The organism is Pedobacter sp. SL55, assembly GCF_026625705.1.
Lineage (GTDB): Bacteria > Bacteroidota > Bacteroidia > Sphingobacteriales > Sphingobacteriaceae > Pedobacter.
Genome location: NZ_CP113059.1, coordinates 1,667,102 through 1,683,585, shown reverse-complemented (window position 1 = coordinate 1,683,585; position 16,484 = coordinate 1,667,102). Strand labels below are relative to the sequence as shown.

General features: G+C 39.3%; 13 protein-coding genes. 9 read left to right on the top strand and 4 right to left on the bottom strand.

The annotated features are described in order from the left end of the window. The first annotated feature begins 11 nt into the window (after positions 1-11). The 3 genes from OVA16_RS07660 (at position 12) to OVA16_RS07650 (ending at position 2,574) form a co-directional block, all read left to right on the top strand. The gene (locus OVA16_RS07660; protein ID WP_267764642.1) at positions 12-734 is read left to right on the top strand and encodes a hypothetical protein; all 723 of its coding nucleotides are present in this window, start codon (positions 12-14) and stop codon (positions 732-734) included. Beyond that, complete coding sequence (locus tag OVA16_RS07655; protein WP_267764640.1) at positions 734-1,630, top strand: M28 family peptidase; 897 nt, start codon at positions 734-736, stop codon at positions 1,628-1,630. Before OVA16_RS07660 ends, OVA16_RS07655 begins: the two co-directional genes overlap by 1 nt. Positions 1,631-2,028: 398 nt before the next feature. Then, positions 2,029-2,574, top strand: coding sequence for a hypothetical protein (locus OVA16_RS07650; RefSeq protein ID WP_267764638.1), 546 nt, complete (start codon positions 2,029-2,031; stop codon positions 2,572-2,574). A gap of 379 nt (positions 2,575-2,953) precedes the next feature. Here OVA16_RS07650 and pgi read toward each other — a convergent pair whose 3' ends face one another. Next, complete coding sequence (pgi, locus tag OVA16_RS07645; RefSeq protein ID WP_267764636.1) at positions 2,954-4,600, bottom strand: glucose-6-phosphate isomerase; 1,647 nt, start codon at positions 4,598-4,600, stop codon at positions 2,954-2,956. 147 nt (positions 4,601-4,747) lie between these two features. On the opposite strand from pgi, the gene OVA16_RS07640 reads away from it, so the two are divergent. Both OVA16_RS07640 and OVA16_RS07635 read left to right on the top strand, forming a co-directional pair. After that, positions 4,748-5,236 carry a hypothetical protein gene (locus OVA16_RS07640; protein WP_267764634.1) on the top strand — a complete coding sequence of 163 codons (489 nt, stop codon included), beginning with the start codon at positions 4,748-4,750 and terminating at the stop codon, positions 5,234-5,236. A gap of 130 nt (positions 5,237-5,366) precedes the next feature. After that, the gene (locus tag OVA16_RS07635) at positions 5,367-6,668 is read left to right on the top strand and encodes an amidohydrolase (RefSeq protein ID WP_267764633.1); all 1,302 of its coding nucleotides are present in this window, start codon (positions 5,367-5,369) and stop codon (positions 6,666-6,668) included. A gap of 388 nt (positions 6,669-7,056) precedes the next feature. Here the strand turns inward: OVA16_RS07635 and OVA16_RS07630 are convergent, their stop codons facing one another. The 3 genes from OVA16_RS07630 to OVA16_RS07620 form a co-directional block, all read right to left on the bottom strand. Next, entirely contained in the window at positions 7,057-8,580 is a 1,524-nt protein-coding gene (locus OVA16_RS07630; protein WP_267764632.1) for a glycoside hydrolase family 10 protein, read from the bottom strand. 399 nt (positions 8,581-8,979) lie between these two features. Then, positions 8,980-9,390, bottom strand: a complete 411-nt coding sequence (locus tag OVA16_RS07625; protein ID WP_267764630.1) for a tail fiber domain-containing protein — start codon at positions 9,388-9,390, stop codon at positions 8,980-8,982. Positions 9,391-9,498: 108 nt separating this feature from the next. Further along, entirely contained in the window at positions 9,499-9,819 is a 321-nt protein-coding gene (locus OVA16_RS07620; protein WP_267764629.1) for a hypothetical protein, read from the bottom strand. A gap of 226 nt (positions 9,820-10,045) precedes the next feature. Between OVA16_RS07620 and OVA16_RS07615 the strand changes: the two genes are divergently transcribed. From OVA16_RS07615 to OVA16_RS07600, 4 genes are all read left to right on the top strand, one after another. Continuing rightward, on the top strand, positions 10,046-10,534 hold the full coding sequence (locus OVA16_RS07615) for an RNA polymerase sigma factor (RefSeq protein ID WP_267764628.1): 489 nt from the start codon (positions 10,046-10,048) through the stop codon (positions 10,532-10,534). Between the two features lie 183 nt (positions 10,535-10,717). Next, the gene (locus OVA16_RS07610; protein WP_267764627.1) at positions 10,718-11,725 is read left to right on the top strand and encodes a FecR family protein; all 1,008 of its coding nucleotides are present in this window, start codon (positions 10,718-10,720) and stop codon (positions 11,723-11,725) included. 1 nt (position 11,726) lies between these two features. Further along, on the top strand, positions 11,727-14,999 hold the full coding sequence (locus tag OVA16_RS07605; protein WP_267764625.1) for a SusC/RagA family TonB-linked outer membrane protein: 3,273 nt from the start codon (positions 11,727-11,729) through the stop codon (positions 14,997-14,999). A 41-nt stretch (positions 15,000-15,040) separates the two neighbouring features. Continuing rightward, complete coding sequence (locus tag OVA16_RS07600; protein WP_267764624.1) at positions 15,041-16,474, top strand: RagB/SusD family nutrient uptake outer membrane protein; 1,434 nt, start codon at positions 15,041-15,043, stop codon at positions 16,472-16,474. The last annotated feature ends 10 nt before the right edge of the window (positions 16,475-16,484 follow it).

The window sequence follows — 16,484 nt, the reverse complement described above, 5'->3', positions numbered from 1 at the left end:
ATAACATAAAAATGAATAAAAAATTTGTTTACACCTCACTAGCTTTGGCGCTTAGTTTTGGTGCAATGGCGCAAGATAAAAACGCCATCAAATTTAGTGCGCCCGTTAATAAAGAAAGGGCCTACCAGCACCTATCTATTTTAGCATCTGATGAGTACGAAGGCCGCGAAACTGGTAAAAAAGGCGCTTGGATGGCAGCCGAATACATCAAGAAACAATTCCAGAGCTTTGGTTTAACAGGCCCAGTTAAAGGCAGCAAAGACCCATACCTGCAACCTGTTGGTATTTCTTCAAAGCAATTAGCAGACGTTACGCTAAGCGTAGGAGCGCAAACTAAAGAAAACTTAAAAGATTATTACGTAATGGCTCAAACCACCCCCGCTGGTGGTTTTAACGTAAAAGCCAACGAAATCATTTTTGCTGGATATGGCCTAAATAAAGATGATTTTAACGAATATGCAGGCATAGACGTGGCTGGCAAAGTAGTGTTAATTTTCGCTACCGGCGATCCAACCGCAAAAGCTCCTGCACCAACACAGGGCAGAAGAGCACCAAGTAGTGTGGGCAGCCAACAAGCGAAAATCAAATATTTAACAGACCATAAAGCGGCTGGCGTTTTGGTAATTAACGAGAGAGTAGATAACCTTACTGATGCGGCCAAAGCATATTTAGCAGAAGGTGTAGCTGGCTTAAAAGGGAAGATGAAGCTAAAAATTCAAATACATTACCTGTAGTGGTTGTGGGTACTGCCGTAGCCAACCAAATTTTAGCAGAGGCCAATACTAATTTAGTTGATGTAAAGAAGAAAATTACTGAAACTTTGAAACCAGCAACGGTAACAATCAAAACTCCTGTTGCCTTTGCCGCTAAATTAGTAGAAGAAGACATCAAAGCAGATAACGTTTTAGGTTTCTTAGAAGGTGCTGATCCTAAGCTTAAAAATGAAGTATTGGTAGTAACTGGCCACTACGATCACATTGGTTTAGTACAAGATCCAAATGCAACCGACAAAGTAAACAACGGCGCTGATGATGATGGTTCTGGAACCACAGGCGTATTGATGTTGGCAGAAGCTTTTGCAAAGGCGAAGAAAGCGGGCAAAGGCCCTAAGCGCAGCATCTTGTTTATGACAGTGGTTGGCGAAGAAAAAGGGCTTTGGGGTTCTGAGTGGTATTCAGACCATCCGGTATTTCCTTTGGCAAACACCATTACCAACTTAAATATTGATATGATTGGTCGTGGCGATGATGACCGCCCAGGCGATAACAACTTTGTTTACATTATTGGTTCTAACATGCTTAGCGACGACTTGGATAGAATTGGTAAAAAAGCAAATACGGATTATGTAAACATTGTTTTAGACGAAAAGTACAACAACCGTACTGATCCTAATCGTTTTTATTATCGTTCAGATCATTACAACTTTGCTAAACATGGTATTCCAGTAATTTTTTACTTTAACGGCGTACACAAAGATTACCACCAACCAGGAGACGAAGTAAGTAAAATCGATTTCCCAATGTTGGCAAAAAGAGCACAGTTAGTTTATTATACCGCTTGGGAACTAGCCAATGGCGAGAAACGTCCGGTAGTAAATAAAAACGACGACGGAACACCGAAAGCTAATTAACGTGAGTCGGGATAAGGAGATTAATACTATCGCTAGCGATAGCGCTTCAAACCTTCGTTCAGCTAATTTTCGGTCTCTTATTTTTCGGGTTGCAGCAATAAGCCAAAGTAAACTTTCTTTGAAAGAAACCTGCGAAGCAAGCATGAAAACAATTGAAAACAAAATAATACTGAATAAATAAGCAACCGAGAGTTTTTGTTACTTTTTGCGGTCAAAAAGTAAGAGCCCAGCGGCAGCGAGCTAATAAAGGACATTTTTAATACTGTTTTAAAAGAGTTTCATTTTCAAGCTTAACCCGAACTCATTCTAATTACGAAAAATACGATCCCGTTAGGTTAACTAGCGGGATTTTTCGTTATATAGGGAAACCTAAATGCTTAAATGTACCTTTGCCCACAATGAAACCTATCTATAACTTAATTTTTTCAGCAACTGTCTTACTCTTTCTATCCAGTACTTTTACTCTTGCCCAGCAAGCAGCTGTTGATAGCAATCTGCTATCCGAGCAACCCAACTTCTTAAAGTCCCGCTTAAAAGCCACCGATACGCTTTTTGTAAAGGATATCAATGTCTTAAAAAAATTTGTAGAGCTAGATAGTTTGGACATCGAAATACTAAAGCCTCAAATTTTATATACCATTTTGAGCGATAGTAACGTAGACACCACAGTTACCTACAAAACTTTGGTTGCTGCAGTAAGATCATTTAAGCAAAATATTGGCTATGCAGAGTTTAGAAAAGGAATTTTGCTCTACAAACAAATGGCAAGTATTAAAGTAAACCCTCAAAATTGGCCAAATGACCAAGCCTTGTTTAGAAGATTAGGTTTTACCGAAGCCGATTTAGAAGATTTCTTATCCTTTATCTCTAAACCTGAACACAAAAACATGAACTACAAAGAGGCTTATCTGGCTTACATGAAAGAAATTGATAGCTTGCAGTAAAACACTAAAACCAGACTAAAAAGTGGCTGGTATACGAACACTACCAACACTTAAACAAGAAGAAATCTGCCAACCCCAAGATATTACGTTAAAACGACAGATTTCTTCTTAAACTACGTGAATTACCGGGGCTTCGGTTTTATGTCAAGCCCTAGCATCAACCTTTAAACAAGCTTAAATCGGCCTTGGCCTTTGCGGAAACGATGTATTTGCTCTAGCATTTCCTTTAAAGCAAAGGGCGCAGCCGACGACTTTTCCTCCATTTTGGTCGCTCAAAATGGAGTGCCAATGCCCGGCATGAGGGCAGAAAAGACCGACGGATTGGCTTTAAAGAGAGATCTAAGCTATACGCAATGGAAAACAAGACACAATCAATTATTTATCTCCAGCTCTTATACTGATTAATCAACCCGTTAGTAGACGAATCGTGCGACGTAACCTCTGAGTTGTCTTTCAATTCTGGTTGTATTTTTTGTGCCAACTGTTTACCAAGCTCCACGCCCCATTGGTCGAAACTGAAAATATTCCAGATGATTCCTTGTACAAAAATCTTGTGCTCATAAACAGCAATTAGGCTTCCCAAACTAAAAGGCGTAACCTTTTTCAATAAAATTGAGTTAGTTGGCCTGTTACCTTCAAAAACTTTAAACGGAGCCAATTGCTTAATCTGCTCGTGTGTTTTTCCAGCTTTTGTTAATTCGGCTATTACCTCTTCTTCATCCTTACCGTTCATTAAAGCTTCGGTTTGTGCAAAAAAGTTAGACAATAAAATGGGATGGTGCTCGCCAATTGGATTTAAGCTTTGCGCTGGTGCAATAAAATCCGAAGGAATTAATTTAGTACCTTGATGAATTAATTGGTAAAATGCATGCTGCCCGTTAGTTCCTGGCTCGCCCCAAATTACAGGCCCAGTTTCGTACATCACAATATCGCCATTACGGTCTACATACTTACCGTTGCTTTCCATATCGCCCTGCTGAAAATAAGCTGCAAAGCGATGCAAATATTGGTCGTAAGGTAAAATAGCCTGTGTTTCGGCACCAAAAAAGTTGATGTACCAAACACCCAACATCGCCAAAACAACAGGAACGTTTTGCTCAAAAGGAGTTGCAGCAAAATGCTGATCTGTGGCGTGGGCACCTGCCAATAGCTGTTTAAAGTTATCGAAACCAATACCTAAAGAAATAGACAAACCAATGGCGCTCCATAACGAATAACGGCCACCAACCCAATCCCAAAACTCGAACATATTTTCCGTGTCGATACCAAACGCGGCTACATCTTTAGCATTGGTAGATAAAGCAGCAAAATGTTTGGCAATATCAGCTTCGCTAGCGCCTTGTGCTAAAAACCAACTACGTGCCGTATTGGCATTGCTCATGGTCTCTTGGGTAGTAAACGTTTTAGAAGCTACTAAAAACAAGGTAGTTTCTGGGTTTACCGTTTTTAACGTTTCGGCAATATGCGTGCCATCTACATTAGATACAAAATGAAGGTTTAACCTTGTTTTGTAATGCTTTAAGGCTTCGGTAACCATTACCGGACCCAAATCCGAGCCACCAATACCAATGTTTACCACATCTGTAATTTCTTTGCCGGTGTAGCCTTTCCATTCGCCAGAAATAATTGCATTGCTAAACTTTTCCATTTTAGCCAAAACTGCATTAACCTCGGGCATTATATCTTTGCCCTCCACCAAAATTGGCGTATTACTTTGGTTACGCAGGGCGATATGCAACACTTCCCTACCTTCAGTTTCATTAATTTTCTCGCCACTATACATCGCCTTAATAGCTTCGTCCAACTTACATTCTTTGGCTAGCTGTACTAAAAGCGCCATGGTTTCATCGTTAATCCTATTCTTCGAATAATCGAAAAGAATATCCTCAAACAAAATAGAAAACTTGTCGAAACGCTCTGGATCTTCCGCAAAAAGCGATTTGATATCTGTTTGGTTAATGTTGATATAATGATCGGCTAAATATTGATAGGCCTTAGTAGTGGTAAAATTAATTTTTGGCAACATATAATGATATTTTATGAAGTGTAAAAATACAAATTAAAACGCCACAGATGCACAGATGTAGATTTTTTAAAGGAAATAACACATAGAAGAAATCAACTGTATATTTTTTGGCATAAATGAGCTATCTTGTAAATAAAAACAAAACCTATGTTAGAAAATTTAGAACAATTAGTAAGAGAAAATTCTCAAGAGCTGGTAATTAACAACGCCCAGATACCTAATGAGCAAAATGAAAATGTAATACAGGCGGCCTCTGGCTCTATTGTAGATGTTTTGAAAGAAAAAGTTGGCTCTGGCGGCATTGGAGACGTAATCAGTTCATTTACACAGGGCGGTAACGGCAGCGGGCTTGAACAAATAACAGCAAGCTTTACCGATAAATTAGGCGCCCTGGGTATCAACGCCGAAACGGCAAAAAGCATTGGCGCATCATTAATTCCAATGGTAATGTCTAAGTTTTTCAATAAAACCGCCGACCCTAATGATAGCTCATTTGACCTGCAAGAGATTTTAGGAAAACTTGGCGGTGCCGATGGCAAATTTGATTTTAACGATGTGAAAGACCTATTGGGCGGAGGTGGAAAAGACGGCGAAGAAGGTGGCGGTTTGCTAGACAGACTAAAGGGCCTATTTTAGCAGTGAAAACAGCTTTGTGGTTTGTTTTAAAGACAAATCACAAAGCTTAGTTAAGTTTTTTTGTGCTTTATAGAAATCATCCATACATCTGTACTTAAAATGAGCTATCTTGTGTACAAACCTAAACTACATGAAGAAATTTTTATGGTTAACTACGGCTTTACCCCTATTTGCCGCAGCCCAAAGTAACCTCAAAACAGATGCAGCCAAGCGTAGCGAGGCCATTACCCAAAAAGTAATTGATTGGCGTAGAGATTTCCACCAACACCCCGAATTAGGGAACCAAGAAACCCGCACCGCCGCAATTATTGCCAAACACCTACAATCTTTAGGCCTAGAAGTAAAAACTGGAGTGGCCAAAACCGGTGTGATTGCCATTTTAAAAGGAGCTAAACCTGGCCCTGTAGTGGCCTTACGTGCCGATATGGATGGTTTACCAGTAACCGAACGAGTAAACTTACCATTTGCATCTAAAGTACGTACCACTTACAACGGGCAAGAAGTGGGAACCATGCATGCCTGTGGCCACGATTCGCACGTGGCTATTTTAATGGGCGTAGCCGAAGTGCTTACCGGCATGAAAAAGGATTTGGCAGGCACCGTGAAATTTATTTTTCAGCCAGCCGAAGAAGGTGCACCCGTTGGCGAAGAAGGTGGCGCAGAGCTGATGGTAAAGGAAGGGGTTTTAGAAAACCCAAAAGTGGATGTGATTTTTGGCTTACACATTAACTCGCAAACACCTGTTGGCCAGCTAACCTATAAACCTGGCGGCACCATGGCAGCAGTAAACGACATGAAAATTACCATTACCGGCAGGCAAGCACACGGCGCCTACCCGTGGAGCAGCATAGACCCCATTGTGGTTTCGGCACAAATTATAAATAACCTGCAAACCATTGTGAGCAGAAACTTAAATGTAACTGAAAATCCGGGTGTGGTAACCATTGGCAGCATTCAAGGTGGCGTAAGGTCTAACATCATTCCAGAGAAAGTAGAAATGCTAGGAACGGTTAGAAATTTTACCAAAGATGATGAAACCATGTTCATTGAGCGTATTAAAACCATAGCCACCAAAACCGCAGAAGCCGCAGGCGCAAAAGCCGAAGTGCAAATTCCCTATAGTGCGCATTATCCCGTAACGTTTAACGACATCGCTTTAACAGAAAAAATGTTGCCTACTTTGCAATATGCCGCAGGAGCGGATAATGTGAAGCTAAAACCACCTGTTACCGGTGCCGAAGATTTTTCTTTCTACCAAGAGAAAGTACCAGGCTTGTTTTTCTTTTTAGGCGCAATGCCCAAAGGACAAGATCCGCTTAAAGCTCCTTCTCATCACACTCCAGATTTTTTTATTGACGAAAGCAGTTTTAACCTTGGTGTAAAATCTCTATGCAATTTAACTTTAGATTATATGGGGATGAAGAAAAAATAGCTCGGTTTTATTATTGCGATTGTATTTGTGCTGTTGGCTTATTGCCGTTTGCTTTAGGTTCATAAATCATAAAAAAGAGGCTTTAGCCAAATTGCTGTGGCTAAAGCCTTAATATATAGCCGCTAATCTGTTGGCTAAAGCCAAACGGGAATAACAATATGATTTTCGCTAGTTTGGATTACAAATTAAAGGTGTTCCGAACAAAGCTTTCTTAAGTCCGAAGAGCCTGCGCCGATTGTTGGAGACTAAAATCATTATAGAAATGTAGTTGAGATAAGTATTAAACCACGAAGTAGTGACATCATCTAATTTCGACTATACAGTAAATTAAGGTTTCGAACAACCCAATTAAAAATCATACGGTAGCACTTCGCGGATAAAGCAATAGCTAATTTACTGCCATTAACTCTCCCCCACTTTCATTCCCAGCTCTATCAACCGCAGTAACTTTAATTGCTTTCAACGGTGCAGTTGCCTTAGTTTTTGGATTTACTTCAGCTACTTTTGCCACCTGAAAGAAACTACTCTTCGCATTTAGTGTCCTGTACGTCCATTTATCACCATATTGTGCGTAAACCACGTACTTAAAAACATCGCTTGCATCTTCTGGTGTCCATTTAATGTAGATGTCAGCACCTCTATCTTCCTGGGTAACCGAAGGCACCTGCGGTGCTTTTTTATCTAGCCAAGGCGAAACTGGCACTAAAGCTTCTTCTTTGTACGGTCCTGCTAGCAAATCGTTCCTTAAACTTTCGTGCTTGGTTAAAGCGCCAATACTCCAATGTGCTACACCTGGCGATTTTGGTGTAATACCTCTCGAAATCATAATCTGGTTGATGATTTCGTCGCTATTTTTTTCGCCACCACCAATACCACTGTTTAAGCCTGGCCATAAGTGTCGTCCTTTCATATTTTCGCTCTGCCACCATCCCAACAAAACAGGAAAACTCAACGGAATATTATTGATTTGCCAGTATAACTGCGGCATAAAATAATCTATCCAACCTTTGTTTAGCCACAGTTTTGCATCTGCATAAAGTTTATCATATTGGTCCATTCCTCTAATAGACTCTGGGTAGCCTGGTCGCCAAATCCCAAAAGGACTGATACCAAATTTCACATGTTTTTTCTCTTTTTTAATCTCTTTGTAAACACGCTCAACAAACTTGTTCACAGCATCTCTACGAAAATCGCCCCTAGATAATTTACCACCTTTGCTTTGATAAGCGGCATAACTTTCATCATCAGGGAAATCGGCGCCACCATTGTATTCTGCGTAGGGATAAAAGTAGTCGTCAAAGTGTACACCATCAATATCGTAACGCTTAACGATATCTTTTACTACAGATGAAGCCAAATCTTGCGTTCCTTTTTTAGCTGGATCGAACCACCAATAACCTTGCTTTAATTTTACCACCAAATCGGGATATTTTTTCACTACAGAAAACTCGCTCACTTGGCCGCCAGCTGTATGGTGTGCTCTGTAAGGATTTAACCAAACATGCAACTCTAAGCCACGTTCGTGAGCCGCATTTACCCAAAACTCTAAAGGATCATAATACGGATTTGGCGCTTGCCCTTGTACACCCGTTAAATAATATGACCACGGCTCAATGCTGCTTTTATAAAAGGCATCTGCCTGAGGTCTAATCTGAAAAATTACTGCATTAAAGTTGTTCTTTTTCAGCATATCTAACAAAGCGATAGCCTCATCTTGCTGTTGCTGCGTAGTTAAGCCTGGGTTACTTGGCCAATTGATATTTGCAACGCTGGCCACCCAAGCTGCCCTAAATTCGCGTTGTATTTTTGGCCCATTATTAATCTGAGCTTTCAGTTGTGATGATACACAAACAAGAAAAACGAGAAGTAATTTTTTAAACATGATATTTGGATTTACATTCAGTAATAGCATTAAATTTTCTAAATACCGCAAACATCTGCAAAATACTTCATTTAGTCGCAAAAACATATATCTCCAAAAAAAATCCCGATTTTCATCGGGATTTCTATTTGCTATTTAACGTGAGTTCGGGATAAGAAAATTATGCTATTTGCTAGCGATAGAGCTTCAAATCTTCGTTCAGCTCATTTTCGGTCTCTTATTTTTCGGGACGCAGCAATAAGCCAAGGCACATTCTTTGAAAGAAAAATAAGCAACTGAGAGTTTATCAGCAAAGCTGATGAGCTCCGTAAACTCCGGTTTTGTTACTTTTTGCGGTCAAAAAGTAAAAGCCCAGCGGCGCCGAGCTAAAAAAAATACGTTCAATGCGAATTTCTAAAGAATTGTAAAGATACTTAACCCGTACTCACGCTATTTAGATTTTCTCAAAGTGCTGATTTCCTTTTTCAGCGCTTCTATTTGTTGTTGTTGTTCTTTAATACTGCCTACCAAAAGAGGAATAAGTGTTTCATAATCTACCATTGGCACGGTAGCCGTTTTGGTGCTATTTTTACCAGCGGTGTAGCTTTTTTGTTGGTTAACTACCAATTCTGGAGCAACTTTAGCAACTTCTTCTACCGCAAATCCGCTTTGTTTTTGCGTGCTTAATTTTAATTTGCTAGCCCAATCTTTATCGTAGCTAAAATTAACTGGAGTTAGCTTTAAAACCGTGTTTAACGAGTTGCTGATAGAAGTAATTTCGGTTTGTTTAACTGTTTGAGCGTTGGTGTTTAGGGCAAAGCCAACCATAGCAATAGCACCTAATAAAAGTGTTTTTTTCATCGTAAAATTTGTTCATAATTTGAAATGGAAGCAACGTGATGTTACCCACTAAAAGCTTCATTTCTGTACATTTATTATTAAGAAAATTGGTATTGATTTATTTTTCTGCTAAGAAATAACAAAATCTGGCGGAGGTGTGTTCAATTGAAGATAAGCTTCTGGTAGCTTTTTCGAAATATAGCCCGCTAAATTAACTATTGAAACCACCATTGGTTTCAAGTAATACAGTGATTTTTCAGCCAAGAAAAGATGATGAGAAGCTTCTTTTACATTTTCTTCGCCACTGTCTGTATTGTCGTCATTGGTATCTGTAAGTACAGCGTGCACGGCCGCCTTAGTTTGGGGCGCAAAAACATGAGCAATATAAACCACAGCCAACAAAAATAGTAGGCTAAGCATTAACAGGCTAATGAATTTTTGCTTTTTCATTGACGCAAATATAAGAGATTGTAAATAAGCACAAATCATTTATCTGTAATAACAACACACCGCTTTGCGAAAAAGTTCTTTTATCTCATTACTTTTACAAAAAACAACTAATCCACAACAATCTATTTAGAATTATTCTAAACAAAAGGAGGGAATTTTTATATTTGTCTCCAAGATTATGCATACCGAGCTTTGGGATAAAATTCGTAAAGGTGATACACTAGCCATGAAAACTTTGTATCAGTGCTGCTACCAGCAGCTATATGCCTATGGCTTTCGGTTAATTGCAGATAAGGAACAAACGCAAGATGGCATTCACGAACTTTTTTGCGAATTATGGGAAAAGCAAAACACCCTACCACAAGTAAGCCAAGTTTTGGCCTACCTAAAAATCTGTTTGCGAAACAAATTGCTAAAACAGCTAAAAAAAGGTTTGCTTACCCAAAGCATGGATGATCTTACGGAAACAGAAAGCCTCATCGAATTTTCTTACGAAGACTTGTTAATTGCAGCCCAACAAGATGAAGCTGGTAAACGCGAACTTAGGTTAGGCATAGCACAATTAACAGCTAGCCAAAGAGAAATTATTAAACTAAGGTTTTTTGAGGGATTAGACTATCAAGCCATTGCCCTAAAATTAAACCTTCAACCTCGCACTGTTTACAACCACGTACATACGGCAATTACCAAATTAAGAGATCTGCTAAAGTTTTAAGGTACTTTGGCAACAAATATCAAAAAACTGATTAAACACAAAGCATTTTTAAAAAATATATTACTGAAAATCAGTTTTTTAAAAAATTTACACCACTTTTTTTCATTTTTATCTGGTAAAAAAAAGATGTTTTTAGCTCTTAGTTGTGTAGGCCCTTAAAAGCCAAACCTAACTAAACTAAACATGAATTTTAACCTCTACTCTGCTGAAGATTTTGCAGCAAACGAAACTTTTATTGCCTATTATCTGCAAACAGATAGTGAGGCCATTACTTTTTGGCAAAATTGGATTAGCCTGCACCCAGAAAAACTAGATGAAATTTACAAGGCAGAACTTTTACTGGCTAAACTGCATCTACAGCTTAACGATACCGAATTGAATAGTGCATTTAAGAAATTCGACGATTTTATTGATGGTAAAAAAGCTGAACCAATAGCTAAACCTCGCTATGCTAAAAAATTATTTAATTATTCTCGAATTGCCATTGCCGTATCTTTACTCATCATCTGCTCGGCAACCCTCTATCTTTTTAACAAAACAACTTATAAAGAAGGTATCATTACTTATTATAACAGCTACGGAAAAACAGCGATCATCGTACTAGAAGATGGCACAAAAATATCATTAAACAGTAACAGTAGCCTAAAATATCCAAAACATTTTGGCAAACTAAAGCGAGAAGTTAGCCTAATAGGCGAAGGTTTTTTTGAAGTTGCAAAAGATAAAAACAGGCCCTTTACAGTAAAAACCAGTCAGCTAAAAACTACTGTTTTGGGCACAAAATTTAATGTATCGGCCTATAAAAACCTTAGGCAAGTTACTGTAGCTTTGGTAGAGGGCAGCGTGGCGGTACAGCCTACCAACAAAAAGCAAACAACTATTTTAAAGCCTAACCAAATGGCCTCGCTTAATGCCGCAAGTAACCAAATCGAAACCACTTCTTTCGACGCTAAAAAAATAACCGCTTGGCAAACCGGCACCCTCAATTTCGAAAATGCCTCTTTCGAAGACATAGCCATTAAGCTCTACAATGCTTACGGCGTAACAATTATCAATAAAACGGGCAACAGCGATTGGAAATATTCGGGAAATTTTACTAAAACCGATTACCTAAGCATCATCAAAAATATCTGCTTTGCTAAACGCATCAATTACGAAATCAACAACAAAACCATAACTCTAAAACCATAAAATGAAGAAAACTTACCTAAACAACTATTTACTGCTATTACTGCTGCTAAGCCTTAGCGCATTTACTGCACCGGCGCAAAGCAACAGTAAAACAATTACCGTTAATACCAGCCAAAAGCCTTTAATTTCGGTTATTAAAGATATTGAAGCCCAAACTGGACTAACATTTAATTACGACCGAAAAGAAGTAGACCTTTCGCAACTGGTTACCTTAAATATCAAAGACCAGCTACAAGATGTACTAGCACTATTAGCTACCAGAACCAATTTAGATTTTAGCATAGATGGTAACAATATTGCCATTAGAAAAGGGATTAAAAAAACTGCCCCGCAGGTTAAACTAATTACTGGCGTGGTTACTGGCCGACAAGATGGTTTGCCTATTGCAGGTGTAAATATCTTTAGAAAAGGTAGCCGACAAGGAACCATTACCAACGCCAACGGAGAATTTACCTTGCGCTTAATAGGCGATAATATGGAAAAGGCTGTGCTGGAATTTGTATTTATAGGCATGTTAACCAAAGAGCTGCCTATTGGTAAGCAAACGTTTTTTAAAGTAGAAATGGACAATGACATTTTTGGGATGGATGAAGTAGTGGTAACCAGCTCATATACTAAAGAAAAACGCAGAGAAGATGTAGTAGGTAGTATATCGCAACTTTCGAGCAAGCAATTACAAACCTACAGGCCTATAGAAAGTTTCGATAAATTGCTCGAAGGAATGATTGCGGGAGTTTACGTAGAAACTACTACCGAGCTTAATACTCCCGTAAAAATTAACATTAGAGGCCAGGGATCTTTACCCAATATTGGCGGAAGCCGAGGCACTTCTACCCAACCATTATATGTGATAGACGGCATACCTGCTTACGAGCAGCAACGCGGTAACGAAGCCTCGGTATTTAACGGCGAAGGTTACTTAAACCCACTTTCTAACGTTAACCCGGAGGACATTAAAAGTATTTCGGTACTTAAAGATGCCACGGCTTCTTCTTTATACGGTGCAGATGCTGCAAACGGTGTAATTATTATTACCACCAAAGCGGGCGAGGCCGGAAAAACTAGGCTCAATGTTGGATATGATACGGGTATTTCAAGGTTTATCAACGAGTTTAAATGGTTAAGTGGCCCACAGTATTATAGCTTACTGAGAGAAACTTACATTAACGGCGGTCGTTCGGTTACCGACGCTACACAACTTGCCGGGCGCAACGATATCAACACAGATTGGTTTGATTTAACCACCAGAACCCCAGTATATCAAAACCTAAACTTAGATGTTTCTGGAGGAACCGGAAAAACAACCTATCGAATTTCTGGAGGCTACAGAGACCAAAAGGCAAGTTCGTTAGGTAACGATTTACAAAAAGTATATCTCCGTTTAAGGGTAGACCAACAAGTAAACGACAAGCTTAAGATTGGCTTTAACTTGAGCCCTACGTATACACAATCTAGCACTTTATCTGCTTATGGAGGTGTTATTTTACCACCAAACATTGCGGCCGTTGCCGAAGATGGCACTTACCAAGATATACTTGGCGTACCAAATCCACTGGCTATTCTTACCCAAAACCAAAATAGCGACAAAGGCTTGCAATTAATGGGTAACTTAAATGGTAGTTACAAAATTACCGATGAAATTGCCATTTCGGCAACCTTAGGTGCAGATAATTACCAAAACAAACAAACCCAGTTTTTATCGGCACAAAATGCTACTGGAAGAAATGCCAACGGCAGGTTAACTATTTACGACCGTAATTACCTTAGCTATACTGGTTTTATACAGGCCACCTATGATAAAACCTTTAAAGAGGCACACACCCTAAATTTCTTGATAGGCACACAAGTTACCGATAAAAAAACCGACTTGCTAAGGGGTAGCGGTTCTGGTTTTAGCTTTGATAGATATAGGGTACTCAACATGGCTGCCATCCAAACTTCGGCCTCCTCTACCAACTCCGATGCTACCATTTCTTACTACTCGCAACTGGGTTACGATTTCAAGAAAAAATACTACGCCAATATTAACGGGCGTATAGACAAGTCATCCATTTTTGGGGGCGATAAACAAGTAGCTTTAAATGGTTCAATTGGTTTAGCTTGGGTAATTAGCAACGAAGATTTCCTTAAAGGCAACAAAGTAATTAACCACCTTAAATTAAGAACTACCTTTGGCTCTACCGGAAATTCGAGAATTGGCACTTATGCAGCCAGAGGCTTGTATAGTTTTGGTACGCAAAGCGGAAACGCTTATAATGGCAACGTATCGTCTTTTCCTGATGTAAGCAGCGCACCTAACCCAGATTTAGGTTGGGAGAAAAACTTCAAGTTTAACACCGCCCTAGATCTTACTTTATTTAACCAATTGCAAGTAACGGCAGAGTATTACAATAACACCATTGTAGATTTAATTTCTAGCGTTGCCGTGCCTTTAGAAACAGGTTTTGCCAATATTTCTGCCAACACAGGCAAAATGCGCAACCAAGGTTTCGAGTTAAGCATCAATACACCTGTAATTAGCAAAAAGAACTTTAACTGGTTTAGCTCATTTAATTTAGGTAGCAACAAAAACAAGATCACCTCATTTAACAATGGATTTGCCTCGTTGTATGCTACCGCTGTAGACGCCGCCGCCTTAAAAGTGGGTAATAGCACTTCGGCCGTTTATGGTTACCAATGGGCAGGCGTTAATCCAGATAACGGGGCAGAAATGTTTTATGATAACAATGGTACAATTAGAACTGCCGCAGAAATTAATGCTTTACCAATTGGCAATACTATAGTTTTAGGAGACCGACTACCCGATTTTCAAGGAGGTTTTATCAATACCTTTAATTTGTACGATTTTAACTTCTCGTTCAACATCCTATATACCTACGGTGCTGATGTATTTGTAAATTATGCAGATGAATCTGATGGCAGAAACCTACAGAATAGAAACCAAAGTGTAAACCTGATAGACCGTTGGCAAAAACCTGGGGATATTACCGACATTCCTAGGCTGCTCATTACCCGCAGCATTGTAGCTAACTCATCTCGCTACCTGTACGATGCCAGCCATTTAAAACTAGCCAACGTTACCTTGGGCTATACCCTACCTAAAAAGTTAGCTAGCAGATTAACCTTAGATAGAGCCTACCTTTTTGCCAATGCAACCAATCTTTTTTATGTGTATAAAGATGCGGGAACCAAGGGCAGAAACGGCATAGCCGAAAGAAGATTTAGATTTCCGGAAACCTCGGCATTTACTTTTGGCGTTAAAATTGGCTTATAATTATCATGATAAAATCAATCGCATTCAATAAATCAAATACGATGAAAAAATATTATATACTTCTTTTTGTAGCGCTAGTGGCACTTAGCTCTTGCGAAAAACTACTGGATAAAGAACCTACCGATAAATTATCTATAGAAGATCTTTTCTTAGATGTACAAGGTGCAAAATCTGCTTTGGCTGGCTCGTATAAAGCTTTGTTAGACGAAGAGCACTACAACAAAAACACCATGGTTTACCCAGAAATATTGGCGGGTAACATTAAGTTTAGCAAAAACACCAATATTAGGCTCGAAGATGTTTACGAAGCCACCGTAGATGCACAAGAATCGAGCCTTAATGCCACTTATTCGGCGTTATATAGCGAGCTAAACAACGTTAACAACGTAATTAAGTACACGCCATCTGCGGCTGGCTCCGCTACAGAAAAAATAAAGATTGTAGCCGAAGCTAAAGCCATTAGGGCACTCATACATTTTGATTTGGTAAGGATTTTCGCCCGACCATTTAACTTTACCGCAAACGGTTCGCATTTGGGCATTCCGCTAATTTTAAACCCGCAGCTGTACTCAGACCCTGCACCAAGCAGAGCTACCGTTGCACAAACCTACAATGCCATTGTTACCGATTTAACCGAAGCCATAGCCGCTTTTGACGACACCAATGTTGGTGTATTAAATGGTGGTACCAAGCAAAACTATTTTACCAAAGCATCGGCCACAGCCTTATTAGCAAAAGTATATTTGTACCAAAACAATTGGGATAAGGCCTTTGAACTGGCAGATGAGCTAATTAAAAGCAAACAGTACACACTACTTACCAATGCCAACTATGTTACCAGCTGGACTGGTCGTGTACCTTCAAGCGAATCGATTTTTGAATTGGCTATAGAAACTGTTTTTAGCGGCACTAGCTTAGGGGCTTATTACGAAAGCACCAACCTTTCATCGTACCGAATGTACGCCGCAACTTTAGATTTAACTGGCTTATACAGTGAAACCGATGTTAGAAATATCAGCACTATGTTTAACAGAGTTGATATTAGCGGGGTAAACTACGCCTTCACTAAAAAATATCAAGGTGGTGGCACTTTAGCTACACCTATAAAAATATTGCGTCTATCCGAACTGCATTTAATTAGAGCAGAAGCTGCCGTAGAAAAAACCTCACCAGATTTTACCGTAGCCAATGCCGATTTAAACCTAATTAGAAAACGAGCAGATGCCAGTGCAGCCACACTAAACTTAACTACTAAAGATGCCGTAATTGATGCTGTACTTTTAGAAAGAAGAAAAGAATTGGCATTTGAAGGCAATTTGTTATTCGACTTAATGCGCCGTAAAAAAGACATTAACAGAGCAGATGTTACACCAGTAGTTAAAAATTTGTTGACTAACGACGACAGGCTGATTATGCCATTTCCTGCCAATACCATTAACGCTAACCGAAACATGAAACAAAACCCTGGCTATTAACCCTAAACAA

Bases quoted from the DNA above. Each gene is read 5' to 3' on its own strand.
- OVA16_RS07660 (WP_267764642.1), top strand. From the start codon at position 12: ATGAATAAAAAATTTGTTTACACCTCACTAGCTTTGGCGCTTAGTTTT.
- OVA16_RS07650 (WP_267764638.1), top strand. From the start codon at position 2,029: ATGAAACCTATCTATAACTTAATTTTTTCAGCAACTGTCTTACTCTTT.
- pgi (WP_267764636.1), bottom strand. From the start codon at position 4,600: ATGTTGCCAAAAATTAATTTTACCACTACTAAGGCCTATCAATATTTA.
- OVA16_RS07640 (WP_267764634.1), top strand. From the start codon at position 4,748: ATGTTAGAAAATTTAGAACAATTAGTAAGAGAAAATTCTCAAGAGCTG.
- OVA16_RS07635 (WP_267764633.1), top strand. From the start codon at position 5,367: ATGAAGAAATTTTTATGGTTAACTACGGCTTTACCCCTATTTGCCGCA.
- OVA16_RS07630 (WP_267764632.1), bottom strand. From the start codon at position 8,580: ATGCTATTACTGAATGTAAATCCAAATATCATGTTTAAAAAATTACTT.
- OVA16_RS07625 (WP_267764630.1), bottom strand. From the start codon at position 9,390: ATGAAAAAAACACTTTTATTAGGTGCTATTGCTATGGTTGGCTTTGCC.
- OVA16_RS07620 (WP_267764629.1), bottom strand. From the start codon at position 9,819: ATGAAAAAGCAAAAATTCATTAGCCTGTTAATGCTTAGCCTACTATTT.
- OVA16_RS07615 (WP_267764628.1), top strand. From the start codon at position 10,046: ATGAAAACTTTGTATCAGTGCTGCTACCAGCAGCTATATGCCTATGGC.
- OVA16_RS07610 (WP_267764627.1), top strand. From the start codon at position 10,718: ATGAATTTTAACCTCTACTCTGCTGAAGATTTTGCAGCAAACGAAACT.
- OVA16_RS07605 (WP_267764625.1), top strand. From the start codon at position 11,727: ATGAAGAAAACTTACCTAAACAACTATTTACTGCTATTACTGCTGCTA.
- OVA16_RS07600 (WP_267764624.1), top strand. From the start codon at position 15,041: ATGAAAAAATATTATATACTTCTTTTTGTAGCGCTAGTGGCACTTAGC.